The sequence below is a fragment of the Pseudoalteromonas sp. S2755 genome (assembly GCF_005886535.1).
In the GTDB taxonomy this organism is placed as follows: Bacteria; Pseudomonadota; Gammaproteobacteria; order Enterobacterales; family Alteromonadaceae; genus Pseudoalteromonas.
The window spans coordinates 60,728-76,553 of the sequence record NZ_PNDS01000017.1; the positions used below are offsets into that span (position 1 = coordinate 60,728).

A 15,826-nucleotide genomic window follows, 5' to 3' on the forward strand; every position below is an offset into this window, starting at 1 on the left:
TGGCCTTTTTTATATTTAATTCAGCTTAAGATTATTTCCCAACTAATTAACCTTTATAAATTCCTGATATTAAATATAATAGAAAAAGGACAAATCGTTGCTTCTGAAGAAGCAACCATACTAAATGTTGAAATGAAAGGATTATCAATATGATAAGGGATAAATTATGTTAAAACGTAAAGCTTTTATCGGCTTTCTAGTCACGATGTTAGGCATAGCTGTTGATTTTTCAATCATCTCTCTATCCAGTCATTCACTAAAAAGCAGCGCATTTGAAATATCCATGCTCTATATGATCTATATGACTATAGTATCATGTACAGAAAACCGTACGAGATAACATTCAGCGGTACTTTACTATATAGAGCTTGTTCTAAGCGAGTGATCAAGCTCTTTTTCATCTACTGCGGACTGTAATAATTTTAGCAGTTGTACGAACTTCTCTTTCTGCTCATCGCTAAAACAACTAAGCAGCTCAGCTTCCCATGCCAATGCAAGCGGCGTTAACGTTTGATAAAGCACTCTTCCTTGTTCTGTCACCGCAATAGTTTTTGCACGTTTATCACTTGGACTCACTAACATCTCAATCAACCCTCGGTCTTGTAACTGCTTAATTGCTCTTGAAACGGTTGATTTATCCATGCTTGCCAGTTCGCAAATGTGCTTTGCGGTGCTCCCCTCCTTCTTTATTGCATGAGATAACACCCGCCATTGTGGCTGTGTTAATTCTCCCTTTTGTTCATAGACGTGCGCAAAGTCATTGCTCACTTTTGTTGACAGTGAAACGAGCTGATACGGTAAAAATTCGTTTATATTCAGCAGTTTTTCATCATTTTTAGACATTCTTCCACACTCCCAGCTGTCACTATAACTTTACAGAGCGACTAGATGACAAACATTGAAAATACTCTCACATGAGAGTATCTTACTATAAAACACAAAGGAGTCGAGACACATGAGCCAAGAACTTCAATATTTAACTGGATTTGGTAATCAATTTGAAAGTGAAGCACTGCCGGGCGCTTTGCCTATTGGTCAATTTTCACCACAAAAAGTAAAATACGATCTTTATGCAGAGCAATATAACACCACCGCTTTTACAGCGCCTCGTGCTGATAATCGTCGAAATTGGTTCTACCGTATTCGCCCTTCTGTTTTACAGGGTGAATATGAAGCGATGGATAATGGCCTATTGCGCACGGCACCAATAACTGAAGCCGTTCCCCCTCCTTCCATGTTGCGCTGGAATCCTATCGATATACCACAAGAAAAAACAGACTTTATCGATGGCTTAGTAACGATGGCTGCTAACGGCAGTGCCAATGGCCAAAGCGGGATTGGTATTCATGTTTACGTTGCTAACGCATCAATGGAAGGTCGTTACTTCTATAATGCGGATGGCGAGTTGTTATTCGTCCCGCAGCAAGGTGAACTCATTTTACACACTGAGTGTGGAAAACTCGCAATTAAACCAGGTGAGATTGCCGTTATCCCTCGTGGTATCAAATTCAGTGTAGAGCTTTTAAGCGATACGGTGCGTGGTTATATTTGTGAAAACTATGGACACCCTTATATATTACCTGAACGAGGTCCTGTTGGGGCGAATGGCTATACCAACGAACGTGACTTTCAATACCCCGTTGCCGCATTTGAAGACAAAGAAGGCGATTTTGAACTCGTTGCAAAGTTTAATGGTAATCTGTTCCGCTCTAAGATTGGCCACTCACCGCTTGATGTGGTTGCATGGACAGGAAATAGCGCCCCATACAAATATGATTTAGCACGATTTAACGTAATGAACACCGTAAGCTTTGATCATCCTGATCCGTCAATTTTTACTGTACTGACTTCTCCATCAGGCACACCCGGTGTTGCAAACGTAGACTTTGTGATCTTCCCACCGCGCTGGATGGTGGCAGAAAATACATTCCGTCCGCCTTATTATCACCGTAATATCATGAGTGAGTTTATGGGCTTAATTGAAGGGGTCTACGACGCTAAAGAACATGGTTTTGTACCCGGTGGCATGAGTCTACACAACTGTATGTCTCCACATGGACCTGAAGCGGACGTATTTGAGAAGGCGAGCAACGCAGAGCTTGCACCACAGCGCTATGAAAACACACTCGCGTTTATGTTTGAGTCACGTTACATTATCTCTCCAACTAAGTATGCTTTAGAAGGCAAAGCACGTCAGCCTAACTATGCTGATTGCTGGAAAGGCATTAAAAAGTACTTTAAAGGAGCATAAAGATTATGTTGAAACTCTATACTTATTTTCGCTCATCTGCGGCCTATCGAGTGCGTATTGCTTTAAATCTTAAAGGATTAGATCACGAGTTAGTCCCTGTAAACTTACTTAAATCGGAGCAAAGCGGCGAGGCATATTTAAGTAAAAACGGTCAAGGGTTACTACCGGCTCTTGAAACTGAGCATGGCGTTCTTGCACAATCTTTAGCAATATTGGAGTGGCTAGAAGAAACTCAAACAGGCCAAGCATTGCTACCTCAAGATCCTTGGCAAAAAGCGCAGGTAAGAAACTTTTGCTACGCTATCGCCTGTGATATCCACCCTATCGATAACTTGCGTGTACTTAAATATCTCTCAAGTGAGCTAGGCGCATCTGACGAGCAAAAAAGCGAGTGGTATCGCCACTGGGTTATCGAAGGTTTTAAAAAGCTAGAGCCTATGATAGGCGACGGTCAATTTTGCTTTGGTACAGAGCCCACGCTCGCGGATGTTTGTTTAGTACCACAAGTATTTAACGCATTGCGTTTTAAAGTAGATATGACTGAATTTCCTAAGATCAGTCGAGTCTATGAATATTGCAATACACTTAATGCATTTTCTGATGCAGCGCCTGAAAATCAACTAGACGCACAATAAAGCTTGTAAAAAGAGTGATATGCTAAGAATATCACTCTTTCAATCAAACTAACGCCTGTTATTTCAGTGCGCTATAGACATGGTCAAAGTGACCAATAAGGTCATGACCCAGATCTGTCAGATACCCACCATCGGGACTGTCGATGACTCCTTTTTCAAATAGCCGCATCGCCGCACCTTGTATACCCTCCGGCGCACTACTATGAATTTTTATTCCCTGATGCAAACTATGTCTTGGAAATCTAGCTAGTAAGGTCAACTCATCCAACAATTTTTGGTCTAAAGCCATTGTCATTTTTCCTTATTATTCTATAGTCATTTAACACTCTAGTTCAAAAAACTAAATTTGATGAAGTTTTTAATTTGTTTAATCACTGTTAATTTGATCTCACTGCCTGTTTTGGCGACAACGCCCGCTGATTTGAGGTTATATGGAGAAATACCAAAGCAAGTCTGTTGGTATGAAGGAAAGTCATATAGCGAAGGCGCACTATTGCTACAGTTTGACATGCTGTTTGTCTGTTCAACGAAAAAATACAACGAAGACAATGGCAAACTTGTGTGGGTAAAAGCTGATGCATCTGGTGCGCCAATTAGACCTGAAATTTCAGATAAAATTAGGGTAAACTAGACGTAATATTCAAAGCTATAAAGAAGTAGAAGATGACAACCCAAGCAAATAATCCCCTTCACGGTATCAAGTTAGAAGAGATCATCGTAAAACTTGAACAGCAGCTAGGCTGGAAAGCAATGGCAGTCGCCGTAGATATCAACTGCTTCAAAGATAATCCAAGCGTTAAATCTAGTCTCAAGTTTTTGCGCCGCACACCTTGGGCAAGAGCCAAAGTGGAGCAACTATATCTAGATACCTTCCACGGCTTTCAATGGCCAAACATAAAAAAGTAATCCATTTATACCAATTGAATTAATTTCTCAAAGGTTATTTAGCAGCATAAAGCGCGTTGTAAGTTTCCTGAAGCTTTTCAAGAATATGCTTGGGAACATTTTTATTACAGGCTAGGTAGAGTGATGTATTAAACTTATCTAATGTATATACCGGCTCAAGTAATTGAGCCGTATGCTCTTTTACACTTCGAAATCGAAACTGCGCATCGCTTAATACCACCAAATCAACAAAGTCTTTGCGCGTCTTGAGTAGCTCAAAAACCTTGTCAAAAGAACTAATAAGGATCAGCTGCTTCCCTTCTTGAAAGCCATGCTCCATTAAAAATTGGTGGCTAAAATTGTCTCGGATCACCGCAGTTCGATAAATTAGCGCATCCTCAATTTTATTCAGCTGTATTTTGCTTTCACGTAGCGCATAAAAAGACGTGGTGAACGTATCAATAGGAAATACCCAATTAAACTCATTCTCGCGAACGGTATTTCTGGCTGTTGAAAAAACACAGGTATCTTCTTTTCTCAATGCGGCATTATAGGCAGCTGGCCATGAAAGTACGTTGATGGTGTAATCAACGCCAGAGTCATCAAGCACGGCTCTGACCTTATCTGCAGAGCGACCAATTAGCTCTCCTTTTTCATTAAGATATTGGAAATCAGGAAAGTTCTCAGTGACAATATTTAGCGTATAGGCAAGCGCACTGAAACTCGTCAGTAAAATACAAAGACTAAAAGAGTATGCGCCCTTCATGAAACTCTCCCCATAGCTACTTGAATAATATAGTCTTAACTTAAAGGTTGAGCAATTTTTAAAGAAATAGAATGGCTTATTTAAGAAGTGAGTTATACGTAACTTATTGAGGTAAATAAGTGATAGACAAAGTTGCCCCGCCTATCACAAAGTTGCTTAGTTACTTTAGCTATTGTTGATCGCATCAATTAAGAATGCACTCAGCTTAGCGCCTTCTTTAAGCGTGGTTTCTGAGCTCGTTTGTCCTACGAGAGAGCTGTCAGTAAATGGTGCAATTTCCATCATGTCTGCACCTGTTATTTTAAACTCGCCACGCAGTGCTTGTAGAATTAGCATCGCTTCATCTGGAGTCATACCACCCGCTTCTGGAGTACCCGTTGCAGAAGCAAATTCCTCATCCAGTGCGTCAATATCAAAGCTGACATAAAGTTCTTCAACGCCATCAGCCTTTAACTGTGCAATAACTTCATCAACTATCGCTTGTGCACCACGTTCTCTGATCTCATGAGCCCAATGCTGCTTAATACCGAATGTAGACTCCCAATGAGACTTAGGTTTGCCACTCGAGCGGATCCCAAACTGTACTAAGTGATGGGGTGCAGGTAAAAACTCCAGGATATGCGTACACCAAGAGCCAAAACATAAATCGATACCTAAGCGCTCAACAAGTAAATCCGTGTGAGCATCAAAATGGATAATCGCTGTTTTTATACCGCGATCACGCTTTGCTTTGAGATACGCTTTTGTTAACGGGTAGCTGATTGAGTGGTCGCCACCAATGCCAAACACGCCTTTATCTGGGTAATTTTCGTAAAAGCCATCACACACATCTTCTGTAATAGATAATGGTGAGACGTAATACTCACTCTCTGGGTCAGCATAAAGTGCCTTTTGACAATTACTGATCGTATTCTCGTTTAAATATTTGTCATGTAGCAAATGCGGAATAACTCGCACATCGCCAAGATCAAAAGCGCTCGTTTGCGGCTGTTGCTCAATTAATGTCGAACGCAAAAATAGTGGCCCCCAGTTGGCGCCGCGTAAAATACCACCGCCACAATCTGAGCTGATCCCAAGAATTGCCGCTTTATGTTCACTTTCGTCTAATTTTTCCAGTGACGCTTTCCATAAAGTATCAACACCTTCTGTTTGTCCATATAGCTTTTGTCTTAACGCGTCTTTTCGTTCTTTCGCTGTGTTTACTGTAAACACACCATCTCCCGGTGGACATAAACAGTGCTCAAGTTTTTTATGGAATTGTTTTTTGCTCTCAGACATCGCGATCCCCTCTTATATGCATAATCATGCGACCCAGAAAAATCTTCCCTATTGCGCTTTATATTTTGCGTCACACTCAAAATACGATTGGCTTGAAATGAATAAAAACGATAAATTAAAAATAAAAGAACTTATAAATCAAAAGGTTTTCTTGATTTCTAACTTCGTTTTCGAAAGGTATTGACTATTCGTTAGGTCGTTGTTGCAGCACATATAACAGGTTCAAATAGGAAGTCAACCGCAGTACCAACAATGCGCGTTGAGGCTGCGGTTGTTTATTCATAGAGGATGTTTAGTTATTCGTAGTGGCGTGGCACTTTTGTTTTAATTACAGCGATATAGCCATGCCAACTTGCGTACGCTAGTAACGGCATAATAACGATAAAACCAGCAGTCCCAGTTGCAAATCCTAGCATCACCAAAAACACTAAGATCCCGCACCATACCACCATAGCGCCGACATTCTCTTTTACCGCATGCATTGAACTGATTACCGCAGTCATGATATCGACTCGACGCTCCATCATTATTTGTGGCGTAAACGCTGAGATTGCAAATACACACACCAATAAAATGCCTCCGACTATCGAGCCGAGTGCTAAAAATGCTGAAAGCTGTTCAAACGTTGGATTCGGAACATTTGGATATAATGCATGGATAAGCGCAGCTAGGCGCATCCAAACAATCATAATGACCATCAGTAACACCGCAAATCCCCACTCGCCAGCAGGATTACGGAACATTGACTTAAGGCTGTGTGATAACGTTGGTTTATGGCCCTTTTCCAACTCCCACGCGACATCATACAAGCCAGCAGCGAAAGCAGGCCCGATAAGCGCAAAAGCGACAGCGGCAGGCAAAATTACCAAGTGAGTACCTGATTGGTACACTAACCACATAATAAAAGCAGGTATAAGGGTAAAAATAAGTCCGTACACTAGGCTAAGTAAAGGCGCATTTGCAATATCTTTAAATGCTAATGCAAGCCAGTGAAACGGTGCCATGATTGGAACTTTGTTGCACTCAAAGCAACGCGCAAATTCGTTATCTTTATTTATAGAATGTGTAGCAGGCATAACCATTCCTCATTGTTGCTCTCATGTTAAGGTTTAGTGGATTATCGACAATCCCGCAAGCTATCCGAGCTATAATACCAATTGCATTAATTATCTAACCAATTTGAAGGGTAAAACGTCATGTAAGCTCAGTTAAAAGTTTTTCCCTTAAAACAACTAAATATCAGAATTTTTGCCTTCCAATGTGGGTGTTTATGCCGGAGCGATAGCAGGACGTAAAAGCGTTGCTACTAATGCTATTTCCCCACTTCAAAATAACGCGTTTACTTAATACGATTGGTATAATTTAAACACGCTACATTTAAATCGGACATCTGTCCTGTACTTGATAGGCGTTAACTATAAACATTACGCTTTAATTATAACTAAGGTTTACTATGGAAAAGGTATTTCACTTAGGTCTTACGAAAGCCGACCTACAAGGCGCTTCACTGGCAATTGTTCCGGGTGATCCCGAGCGCTCAAAACGCATTTCTGAATATCTCGACTCTCCAGTCTGCTTAGCACAAACGCGCGAATTTCATATTTACCTTGGCTTTTTAAATGAAAGTCCTGTGGTAATTTGCTCAACTGGTATAGGCGGCCCATCTACGTCGATCGCAGTTGAAGAATTAGCACAACTTGGTATTAATACCTTTTTACGTATAGGTACGACTGGTGCTATTCAACCACATATCAATGAAGGTGATATTTTGGTGAGCACGGCATCAGTGCGTTTAGATGGCGCTAGCCAGCATTTTGCGCCTATCGAGTTTCCTGCTGTGTCTGATTTTCATACTACTTCGGCAATGGTACAAGCCTGTGAATCGTTGGGCATTACACATCATGTTGGTATTACGGCGTCTAGTGATACTTTCTACCCAGGGCAAGAACGTTACGACACATACTCAGGCTACGTAAGAAAGGCGTATCAAGGTTCGTGTGCAGAATGGCAAAGGCTTAATGTGATGAACTATGAGATGGAATCTGCGACATTATTTACCATGTGTGCAGCACTTGGTTTAAAGGCTGCTTGTCTTGCTGGCGTCTTGGTAAACAGAACACGCCAAGAAATCCCCAATGTCGACCATCAAGCTGTTGAAAAGAAAGCCGTCACTGCAGTATTAAAAGCTGCTGAACTGTTACTTTCGAAATAATAGCAGTAAGCGTAGAGATTGAGTGGTTACTCAATCTCTATATGTGTAAGCAAATGCTCGGCATTGTACGCCTTTAAAACTGCTAAGCTTACTTGCAACTGGTTAGCACTGCCCTGCTTTTCTAGCAAAGTGATGCCTTCTACATTTACCTCAGATAATAATTTACCCGACATCGCTAACTGACTTAGTGCACTTTGTAATGGCGATAAGCTTGGATTATAAGCCGCATTTTCAGCGTAACGTCCATAAAAGCATTCGCCAGTGTCTAGTTTAATTTCCACCGCACTTTGGTTGTGTGTGTAGGGGCAATAAGCGCGCAGATAATGCAGATAAAGCGCCGCACTAATAGATGCAGGCGATGTTTCATTCGCTGCAAGGTGTTGCGCTTGAGAAAAGAGTTTTTCACTGTTGCCCAGATCGTCTGGACCAAACGAAGTCGGCAGCAAATCACAGAGCGAGGTTTTGCCTGTCGGCAATAAAATTTCAAGCTCCTTTGCGGTGCTTAGCTCATTCATAAATTGGCGGCAAAATCCGCACGGTGCGGCATTGATGGTCATTTTTGAGATTTCCGTTGCACCATTTAACCACGCATTGTTAATTGCCGCTTGCTCGGCATGCACAACCAAAGACAGCGCCTGGTGCGAGAATTCTAAATTCGCGCCTAAAAACGCTTGTTGTGATTTATCATCCCAAGCAATAGCACCAACATAAAATTGTGAAATAGGAGGTGTAGCAAACTCAGCCGCAACTTCAAGTAATAAAGCCTCAAGCTCAGATCCAGGTAAGTGAAAACGGTGTTGATATTGTGCGAGTTGGGAATAACTAAATATTCCACGATGGGCGATGGCGTATTGCGTTAACGCACTTTTTACTGATGGTTCTATCTTTGCCATATTGTTGTCATGTTTATCTATGGCAGGATAGTTTACGCAAGAGTTACAGCTGACTCAACCATTCTCTTGCAGATTTAAAACACTCAAAGTTTTCAGCGCTGATATTAAAACGCTTAATTTTTTGTAGAAAAAGGTCATGCATATAACCTTCAAAACCAACGACGCGCGCGATGTGTAAACTGCCAATATTATGCGCAACTTTTGGCATTATGTTCACAATATCAATCGCCGCAAAGCGGTGTTCAAGTTCACTCACATCCACTAATACTTTGCTACTATTATGCTTTTTTGCATATAGATTGGCTTTCTCGTATGCGGAGACCACATCGTTTGCATTCGCAATGCCTCTGATCTTCATCATAATCAGATCATTACACTCATCAAATGTGACACTAGTAGATATTTTGTGCATGTATCGTAGACCTATCAACCGACAATTCTTGAATAAAACAAATAAAACGACTGGTTAAACCAGCCGCGCATTCTAAATCAATGAGAGTTACTGTCAATAAATATACTAATAAAAAACCAATAAAAATAAAAAAACCAACCCATTAGGATTGGTTTTGTAGCTACTATGCTTATAAATGTAAAATTTTAAAAAAACAGATTATTCAAATTGTTGCACTAACCCGTGTTGCGCATTCCCGCCGCAATCCCTGTCATTGTGATCATGAGTGCCAGTTCCAGGTCGTGATTGGTTTCTTCACGCACACGCTTTAACAATTCAATTTGTAACAAGTTCAGAGGATCGGTATATGGGTTTCTTAGCCCGATTGATTCTTTGATCCAAGGTTGCTGTGACAACAGTGACGATTCTGGCGCAAGGCCGCGAATAAGCTCAATGGCCTGTTGCAAGTTGGCTCTTAACTCATCCCCTAGGCCTATATACTCATCACTAACTAAACTTGCATCATACATCTCACTGAGCCAAAGGTCGGCTTTACAGAACACCATTTCGAGCATTTCTAAACGGGTTCTAAAAAATGGCCACTTAGCGCTCATTTCTTGCAGCATGTCTTTACCAAACGTTTCTATGGCGGCTTCGAGGCCTTCTTTTGCTCCCAGCCAAGCAGGTAACATCAAGCGATTTTGACTCCATGCAAAAATCCATGGAATCGCCCTCAAACTCTCTACTCCGCCGTTTGGATTACGTTTAGAAGGCCGTGAGCCTAGTGGTAACTTAGACAGCTCTTGTTCTGGTGTTGCCATTCTAAAGTAAGGAACAAAATCAGGGTTTTCTCGAACAATACTGCGATACTTTTTACAGGAAGCTTCACTTATCGTCTCCATTACCTCTACCCATTTAGGTTCAGGTCGAGGAGGTGGCAACAAATTACTTTGTAAAATCGCACTGGTATAAATGGATAGACTTTGCATCGCGACTTTAGGCAAACCAAATTTAAAGCGGATCATTTCGCCTTGCTCGGTTACTCGCAAACCACTTTTTAGCGAACCAGGCGGTTGAGATCTCAGCGCTTGTGCGGCAGGCGCACCTCCACGGCCAATCGTCCCCCCACGGCCATGGAAAAGCACCAGCTCAACGCCCTTGGCATCAGCAAGATTAACCAACTTTTCCATTGCATCATACTGCGCCCACCCTGCCGCCATCATTCCTGCGTCTTTTGCAGAGTCAGAATAGCCGATCATCACATATTGCTTGGCACCAATCGTGCCTTTATACCAAGTATTCTCAAATAATCCGCTGATCACTGATTGTGCATTATTTAAGTCATCCAGCGTTTCAAATAACGGCGCTACCGGTAAGTTGAATTTACACCCGCTTTCTTGGAGTAATAAATGCACGGCGAGAATATCTGAGGCACTTTGCGCCATTGAGATTATGTAAATGCCAAGTGCGTTTTGGTCTTGCTCTGCAATCGTTGCAAATGTTTCTAGCACCTCTTGAACATTGGAAGAAGGTTGCCAATGACGCGGCAGTAACGGTCGTCTTGAGCTTAGCTCGGTTAATAAGAAGGCTTGCTTGTCTGCTTCTTGCCACTGAGCATAATCGCCAAGACCCAAATAGCGCGTTAATTCAGAAAACACTTCGGTATGTCTGGCGGAATCTTGGCGAATATCTAACTTACATAAAGACACGCCAAAACAGTCAATTCGTCTTAATACATCCAACAACAAACCATCAGCAATATTAGCCATACGACAATCAACTAGTGAGCGATAACATGCCTCTAGTGGCTCTCTTATCTGTGAGACCTGCTTAATCTTGTCCTGATAATGAGAAGGTGTGCCTTTGATTTTATATTCCAATGCAGCAATGGTTTCTTCGACCTCAGCGCGTACTTGCTTTAGCACATGACGATAAGGTTCATTACTGCCGTCCGCTCGCGCTATAAAGCTTTCGGACGCATTACTCATAGAGAGTTCTGCGCCCAAAATTTCTAGATCGCGACGATATAAATCAAGCGCCATCCAGCGGCCATGATCAAGCACAGATTGCGTCACATGAGAAGTAACAAACGGGTTGCCGTCTCTATCGCCCCCCATCCAAGAAGTGAGCTGAATAGGACTAAAATTGGCGGGTAGTTGTAAATTTAATCGCGTTTTCACTTGGGCGTTGAAATATCGAACAAACTTTGGCACGGCTTCCCAAAGACTATTTTCAATAACCGCAAACCCCCACTTTGCTTCATCCAGTGGCGTAGGTCGCTTTTCTCTTATATCGCTGGTGTGCCACGCCTGTGAAATCAACTGCTCAATGCGGTCAATAACCTCGTCGTAGACAGGATCCTCACCTGAAGTCACCTCAAGCACTTTTAAACATTCGCTCAGCTCGACGTGTTTGTTGATGATAGTTCTGCGTGTTACTTCCGTCGGATGAGCGGTTAGCACCAAATCGATTTTTAGTTTGCTTATTACATCTGCAACTTCGTTAAGTGCCAGTGCGCCAGAATCAACTTTACTTTGCAACTCATCAAGCGCCTTATCGACTTCGATCATCACGCCGTCAGGAGAGCCCGATTTTGAAATGGTGTGAAATTGTTCTGCGACATTCGCTAAGTTTAAAAAATGATTAAATGAGCGAGCAACGGGAAGTAGCGCTTCATCGCTTAGGCTACGTAATGTGTCAATCAGCGCTTGCCTATCTGAATCATTACCACTTCTAGAGGATTTTGCTAGGTGCCTAATTTCTTCAACTTTGTCTAGCGTCTCTTGACCCTGCGCTTGTTGAATAATGTGTCCTAACATCTGCCCCAAAAGGCTCACATTACTACGTAGGCTTGCGTATTGCTCAGTCATACAATCTCCTTGATGAAAAGATACTCGAACTCCACTATACCGAGAATAAATTGATTTGCGAACGATCTATTTTCAAGACGTTAACGTAACAACATGACAAAGATAAGTATTATTCGAGTGAGCGAATGATTGTATTTTACGATGGTAACTGTCCGCTGTGTATGAGGGAAATGAATGAACTTAAACGTTTTGATAAACACAATAGCATTGATTTGGTGAACATTCACGATACCCGATTCGATACTGAGTTTCCTGAGGTATCGCATGAAGCAGCAATGGCAAAGCTCCATGGTTACGATAGCCAAGGCAAGCTTATTATCGGGCTGGATGTCACCGCAGCGGCTTGGGGTCAAGTCGGTAAACATCGCTGGATTAAATTACTTAGGCTACCAATAATTCGCAAGATTGCAGACTGGGTTTATTTGTTTTTTGCAAAACATAGAATGAAAATTTCTAAACTTTTGTCCCCAAGTCAATGCAGCATGCAAAATAGTGGAGAGTGCAATCGTGACTAACCCCGCAATTATAGTCATTGGCGCAAGCTCTGCGATCGCGCGAGCCTTTGTAAAAACGCAAGTCGAGCAGAATCCCGACGTAAGAGTAATCACCGTGTCTCGGCAAGCTAAAGCGGCTTCAAAAGCGAGTGCCCTGCACTTTCAGTGCGATTACTCCGAGGCACAGATCCAAAAAGTTGGGAGACAAATATTTGAGCTTGACTGCACGGTTAAAAGTGTCACCATTTTTAATGGGCTACTACATGACGAGTTTGATAAAATCCCAGAGAAAAAGCTTGAGGATGTTGATCTCGGCTACAGCATGGCACTTTTCAACATCAATACCATGATCCCCATGCTTTGGTTACAAGCTTTATTGCCGACCATTAAAGGGAAACAGTCATGTGTAGTTACTGCACTCTCTGCCCGTGTTGGAAGTATCAGTGACAACCGGATGGGAGGCTGGTACAGCTATCGCAGTTCAAAGGCAGCACTTAATATGATGTTTAAATCCGCGGCTGTCGAGCTTGCGCGTCGGGCAAAAAATATTAAGCTCATTTTGTTCCATCCAGGTACTACCGATACGCCACTTTCAAAGCCCTTTCAAGCCAATGTCCCGGATGAAAAACTCTTTACGCCAGAATTTGTGGCAGATCAACTCAGCGGCATCATAGCAAATAGCCACCCGGATGGCACGGTGGGCTATGTTGACTGGCAAAATAAATCAATTGAATGGTGATCACTTCATGAAACACTTCTCCAGTAACGATATTAAAACCCTAGACGAACGTTACCGCGCACTGATGATAAATTCATTATCGGGTTTCAAAAGCGCTAACTTAATCGGAACAGTTGATGGGACAGGTCAGGAAAACTTGTCTATCGTTAGCTCAGTGTTCCACCTTGGCGCCAGTCCGGCGCTCGTTGGCGTGATTTTTAGGCCCCATAGCGTACCAAGACACACGCTAGAGAATATCTTAGCGACTGAAAAATATACGATTAATCAAGTTAACATTCAAATTTATATGGCGGCTCATCAAACCTCTGCCAGATATGAAAAGAGTCAATCTGAATTTGAGCAAACAGGATTAACCTCAGAGTACTTGAATGAATTCCCTGCTCCTTTCGTGAAAGAAAGTAGATTAAAATACGGACTTGTACTCAAAGATCATCAAACCATTAAACTTAATGATACAGAGTTAGTAATAGGCGAAATTGAATCGCTTCACGTTGAAGAAAAAGCGTTACTCGAAGACGGCTATATTGATATCGAGGCGCTCGACAGTGTTGCGATTTCAAGTTTAGACGGGTATCACAGCACCAAGCGTATCAATCGCTTAGAGTATGCAAAACCAAACAAGCCAACCAGAATTAAGCTGCTCGGCTAATTTTTTACAATGACTCTAAGAGCTCAAGCAATTCTTCGAGCTCTTCTTTAAAGTGCTGCTTTTGTTTATCACTCATGGCGCCTTTGAGTTTTACCGCCAGGCTTGCGTACTCTTTTATTCTCCTTGCTTGAATATCTATGATGCGCTCGGGCAGCGCTGCGGGTGCAGTGACTATTGCTTGCTGCAACAGTTCAGGTGACACTTGTTCAGTGCCGCTCAATAACATGGCTTGTTTAAACTGGCTAAAGCGCCTCTGTTCATGTGCACGCCAAACCTGGCGCGCAAACTCGCCTTGTTCATAATATTCGTTAATAAGCTCCTTTTGTTTATCACTCAAATCACCAAGCCAACGCTCATAGCGGTTAAATTGGTCTCCTTCCTCCCAGTCATCGTCCAACATTTCTTTTTCTATGTTGGCTATCAGCATTTCTCGCTGTTCACGATTAAGCGAATTTAAGTGCGATTCTAACTTGGGATATAGGGCTTCAACGACGGAATACCAATAGTTTCTTGTGGTATACACCATATCTACTAAATCACTCTCTGTCATGGTTTGCCAGCGCTTCAATAGTGATTGGATATGAGATTTGTATTTTGGTAGCTCTGTCTGGCGATGCCACGCAACCAAAGACTCTACATCAGCCTCCAGCTTTTCCTCTTGCGCATCCGTCAGCTCAACATAATCGGAAATATAATAACTCGCTAACCATCCTAGATTGTTGTAGGCCAATCTTTGACTACATCCAGCCAAACACAGTAAACATAGCACCAGTACTATTAATTTCTTCATCCCATTGCCTCAATTTTTGTTTTTATTACCTTATATTAACGCAGTATCTACCATTTTAGATTTGTATTTTGTAAATCTGTGTTTCTGGCATTAGAATAACTAACAACATAGTTAGCATAGCTACCTTAAGGAGGTCTATGATGTTAGGCAGGATTTCAAAAGCATGTATCGCCATTGCTCTGTTAAGCCAAGCACCGTTGGCAACAGCTGGATTGGAAGAAGGCATAGATGCACTCAATGCTGGCAGGTTCGAAGAAGCACTACAAGAATTCAATTATCTAGCTGAAATGAACTACGCCCCGGGCATTTATCAACTCGGTGTGATGTACGAAGGCGGTTACGGTGTCGTCAAAAATCCACGTAAAGCAGCAGAGTTATTTCAACAAGCCGTTAAACTTGGTGAAGCCGACGCAATGTTTGCGCTCGCAGTCATGTATGATGAAGGTCGCGGCGTTAAAAAGGACCGCTCTAAATATGTTGAGCTAATGACCAGAGCGGCAAACAAAAACATGCCAGCTGCACAATTTAACGTAGCGCTGATGTATGCAAACGGTGACGGTGTACCGCAAAGTTACCGCCACGCACTTAACTGGTATGAAAAAGCCGCCGCAAACAACTACACCTTAGCCATGTTTAATTTAGCACTCATGTATTTTCAGGGCTTGGGGGTCGAGAAAAGTATTGAACGCTCGTACGTATGGAACACGTTAGCCGAGTTTAATGGTTATGCTGAAGCCACAAAGAGCCGAGTGCTCGACGAGAAGCAGCTTTCACCTTCACAAGTCGAACAAGCAAAAGAACTCGCTAATAGTATTTACGAGCGCATTCAAGCCGGTAAATACGTAGCAGAAACACGTACTAAATAGTCTAAGTTTAGATTAAGAAAAGAGTGGAGTAACTAAGGCCTCATAAGAGGCCTTTATGCTATTTCACCCTTCAAATTGATTAGAGAATTAATTCAATTGGTATTAAA

18 protein-coding genes are annotated in these 15,826 nt (G+C 42.1%); 9 read left to right on the top strand and 9 right to left on the bottom strand.

Annotated elements, in window-relative coordinates; translation table 11 throughout:
• Positions 1 to 357: 357 nt before the first annotated feature.
• Entirely contained in the window at positions 358 to 843 is a 486-nt protein-coding gene (locus tag CWC03_RS03715) for a MarR family winged helix-turn-helix transcriptional regulator (protein WP_138580631.1), read from the bottom strand.
• Positions 844 to 955: 112 nt separating this feature from the next.
• Here CWC03_RS03715 and hmgA point away from each other — a divergent pair, with 112 nt between their 5' ends.
• Together hmgA and maiA are read left to right on the top strand one after the other, a co-directional pair.
• Complete coding sequence (gene hmgA, locus CWC03_RS03720; protein WP_138580632.1) at positions 956 to 2,251, top strand: homogentisate 1,2-dioxygenase; 1,296 nt, start codon at positions 956 to 958, stop codon at positions 2,249 to 2,251.
• Between the two features lie 8 nt (positions 2,252 to 2,259).
• Complete coding sequence (gene maiA / locus CWC03_RS03725) at positions 2,260 to 2,886, top strand: maleylacetoacetate isomerase (RefSeq protein WP_171040199.1); 627 nt, start codon at positions 2,260 to 2,262, stop codon at positions 2,884 to 2,886.
• Between the two features lie 58 nt (positions 2,887 to 2,944).
• Here maiA and CWC03_RS03730 read toward each other — a convergent pair whose 3' ends face one another.
• Positions 2,945 to 3,175: a TIGR02647 family protein gene (locus CWC03_RS03730; RefSeq protein WP_010373121.1), complete on the bottom strand. Its 231-nt coding sequence runs from the start codon at positions 3,173 to 3,175 to the stop codon at positions 2,945 to 2,947.
• 60 nt (positions 3,176 to 3,235) lie between these two features.
• Here CWC03_RS03730 and CWC03_RS03735 point away from each other — a divergent pair, with 60 nt between their 5' ends.
• Together CWC03_RS03735 and CWC03_RS03740 are read left to right on the top strand one after the other, a co-directional pair.
• On the top strand, positions 3,236 to 3,517 hold the full coding sequence (locus CWC03_RS03735; RefSeq protein WP_138580634.1) for a DUF1496 domain-containing protein: 282 nt from the start codon (positions 3,236 to 3,238) through the stop codon (positions 3,515 to 3,517).
• Positions 3,518 to 3,549: 32 nt separating this feature from the next.
• Positions 3,550 to 3,792, top strand: a complete 243-nt coding sequence (locus tag CWC03_RS03740; protein ID WP_138580635.1) for a VF530 family protein — start codon at positions 3,550 to 3,552, stop codon at positions 3,790 to 3,792.
• A gap of 34 nt (positions 3,793 to 3,826) precedes the next feature.
• On the opposite strand, the gene CWC03_RS03745 is transcribed toward CWC03_RS03740, so the two are convergent.
• The 3 genes from CWC03_RS03745 to CWC03_RS03755 all read right to left on the bottom strand — a co-directional run bounded on the left by CWC03_RS03745 (position 3,827) and on the right by CWC03_RS03755 (position 6,891).
• Positions 3,827 to 4,537 (bottom strand): transporter substrate-binding domain-containing protein, encoded by a 711-nt coding sequence (locus CWC03_RS03745; protein WP_138580636.1) that lies wholly within the window; start codon positions 4,535 to 4,537, stop codon positions 3,827 to 3,829.
• Between the two features lie 165 nt (positions 4,538 to 4,702).
• Positions 4,703 to 5,815, bottom strand: coding sequence for an arginase family protein (locus CWC03_RS03750; RefSeq protein WP_138580637.1), 1,113 nt, complete (start codon positions 5,813 to 5,815; stop codon positions 4,703 to 4,705).
• Between the two features lie 296 nt (positions 5,816 to 6,111).
• A complete protein-coding gene (locus CWC03_RS03755; RefSeq protein ID WP_138580638.1) occupies positions 6,112 to 6,891 on the bottom strand; it encodes a DUF2189 domain-containing protein in 780 nt (259 codons plus the stop codon).
• A gap of 377 nt (positions 6,892 to 7,268) precedes the next feature.
• Here CWC03_RS03755 and udp point away from each other — a divergent pair, with 377 nt between their 5' ends.
• Positions 7,269 to 8,027 (top strand): uridine phosphorylase, encoded by a 759-nt coding sequence (gene udp / locus CWC03_RS03760; protein WP_138580639.1) that lies wholly within the window; start codon positions 7,269 to 7,271, stop codon positions 8,025 to 8,027.
• A gap of 26 nt (positions 8,028 to 8,053) precedes the next feature.
• Here udp and cdd read toward each other — a convergent pair whose 3' ends face one another.
• The 3 genes from cdd to ppc form a co-directional block, all read right to left on the bottom strand.
• Positions 8,054 to 8,920 (bottom strand): cytidine deaminase, encoded by an 867-nt coding sequence (gene cdd, locus CWC03_RS03765; RefSeq protein WP_138580640.1) that lies wholly within the window; start codon positions 8,918 to 8,920, stop codon positions 8,054 to 8,056.
• A gap of 43 nt (positions 8,921 to 8,963) precedes the next feature.
• A complete protein-coding gene (locus CWC03_RS03770) occupies positions 8,964 to 9,281 on the bottom strand; it encodes a hypothetical protein (protein WP_249313939.1) in 318 nt (105 codons plus the stop codon).
• A gap of 266 nt (positions 9,282 to 9,547) precedes the next feature.
• Positions 9,548 to 12,181 (bottom strand): phosphoenolpyruvate carboxylase, encoded by a 2,634-nt coding sequence (gene ppc / locus CWC03_RS03775; protein WP_138580642.1) that lies wholly within the window; start codon positions 12,179 to 12,181, stop codon positions 9,548 to 9,550.
• 125 nt (positions 12,182 to 12,306) lie between these two features.
• Between ppc and CWC03_RS03780 the strand changes: the two genes are divergently transcribed.
• From CWC03_RS03780 to CWC03_RS03790, 3 genes are read left to right on the top strand one after another with little or no spacing between them, the layout of a single operon-like run.
• The gene (locus tag CWC03_RS03780; RefSeq protein WP_138580643.1) at positions 12,307 to 12,696 is read left to right on the top strand and encodes a thiol-disulfide oxidoreductase DCC family protein; all 390 of its coding nucleotides are present in this window, start codon (positions 12,307 to 12,309) and stop codon (positions 12,694 to 12,696) included.
• Entirely contained in the window at positions 12,689 to 13,414 is a 726-nt protein-coding gene (locus tag CWC03_RS03785) for an SDR family NAD(P)-dependent oxidoreductase (RefSeq protein WP_138580644.1), read from the top strand. The genes CWC03_RS03780 and CWC03_RS03785 overlap by 8 nt, the downstream gene beginning before the upstream one ends.
• A 7-nt stretch (positions 13,415 to 13,421) precedes the next feature.
• The gene (locus CWC03_RS03790; RefSeq protein ID WP_138580645.1) at positions 13,422 to 14,063 is read left to right on the top strand and encodes a flavin reductase family protein; all 642 of its coding nucleotides are present in this window, start codon (positions 13,422 to 13,424) and stop codon (positions 14,061 to 14,063) included.
• Positions 14,064 to 14,067: 4 nt separating this feature from the next.
• Here CWC03_RS03790 and CWC03_RS03795 read toward each other — a convergent pair whose 3' ends face one another.
• On the bottom strand, positions 14,068 to 14,853 hold the full coding sequence (locus CWC03_RS03795; protein ID WP_138580646.1) for a DUF6279 family lipoprotein: 786 nt from the start codon (positions 14,851 to 14,853) through the stop codon (positions 14,068 to 14,070).
• A 140-nt stretch (positions 14,854 to 14,993) separates the two neighbouring features.
• On the opposite strand from CWC03_RS03795, the gene CWC03_RS03800 reads away from it, so the two are divergent.
• A complete protein-coding gene (locus CWC03_RS03800) occupies positions 14,994 to 15,719 on the top strand; it encodes a tetratricopeptide repeat protein (protein ID WP_138580649.1) in 726 nt (241 codons plus the stop codon).
• The last annotated feature ends 107 nt before the right edge of the window (positions 15,720 to 15,826 follow it).

What these genes read in the sequence shown, in the direction of transcription:
- CWC03_RS03715 (WP_138580631.1), bottom strand. Translation starts at nt 843, where the DNA reads ATGTCTAAAAATGATGAAAAACTGCTGAATATAAACGAATTTTTACCG.
- hmgA (WP_138580632.1), top strand. Translation starts at nt 956, where the DNA reads ATGAGCCAAGAACTTCAATATTTAACTGGATTTGGTAATCAATTTGAA.
- CWC03_RS03730 (WP_010373121.1), bottom strand. Translation starts at nt 3,175, where the DNA reads ATGGCTTTAGACCAAAAATTGTTGGATGAGTTGACCTTACTAGCTAGA.
- CWC03_RS03735 (WP_138580634.1), top strand. Translation starts at nt 3,236, where the DNA reads ATGAAGTTTTTAATTTGTTTAATCACTGTTAATTTGATCTCACTGCCT.
- CWC03_RS03740 (WP_138580635.1), top strand. Translation starts at nt 3,550, where the DNA reads ATGACAACCCAAGCAAATAATCCCCTTCACGGTATCAAGTTAGAAGAG.
- CWC03_RS03745 (WP_138580636.1), bottom strand. Translation starts at nt 4,537, where the DNA reads ATGAAGGGCGCATACTCTTTTAGTCTTTGTATTTTACTGACGAGTTTC.
- CWC03_RS03750 (WP_138580637.1), bottom strand. Translation starts at nt 5,815, where the DNA reads ATGTCTGAGAGCAAAAAACAATTCCATAAAAAACTTGAGCACTGTTTA.
- CWC03_RS03755 (WP_138580638.1), bottom strand. Translation starts at nt 6,891, where the DNA reads ATGCCTGCTACACATTCTATAAATAAAGATAACGAATTTGCGCGTTGC.
- udp (WP_138580639.1), top strand. Translation starts at nt 7,269, where the DNA reads ATGGAAAAGGTATTTCACTTAGGTCTTACGAAAGCCGACCTACAAGGC.
- cdd (WP_138580640.1), bottom strand. Translation starts at nt 8,920, where the DNA reads ATGGCAAAGATAGAACCATCAGTAAAAAGTGCGTTAACGCAATACGCC.
- CWC03_RS03770 (WP_249313939.1), bottom strand. Translation starts at nt 9,281, where the DNA reads ATGATGAAGATCAGAGGCATTGCGAATGCAAACGATGTGGTCTCCGCA.
- ppc (WP_138580642.1), bottom strand. Translation starts at nt 12,181, where the DNA reads ATGACTGAGCAATACGCAAGCCTACGTAGTAATGTGAGCCTTTTGGGG.
- CWC03_RS03780 (WP_138580643.1), top strand. Translation starts at nt 12,307, where the DNA reads ATGATTGTATTTTACGATGGTAACTGTCCGCTGTGTATGAGGGAAATG.
- CWC03_RS03790 (WP_138580645.1), top strand. Translation starts at nt 13,422, where the DNA reads ATGAAACACTTCTCCAGTAACGATATTAAAACCCTAGACGAACGTTAC.
- CWC03_RS03795 (WP_138580646.1), bottom strand. Translation starts at nt 14,853, where the DNA reads ATGAAGAAATTAATAGTACTGGTGCTATGTTTACTGTGTTTGGCTGGA.
- CWC03_RS03800 (WP_138580649.1), top strand. Translation starts at nt 14,994, where the DNA reads ATGTTAGGCAGGATTTCAAAAGCATGTATCGCCATTGCTCTGTTAAGC.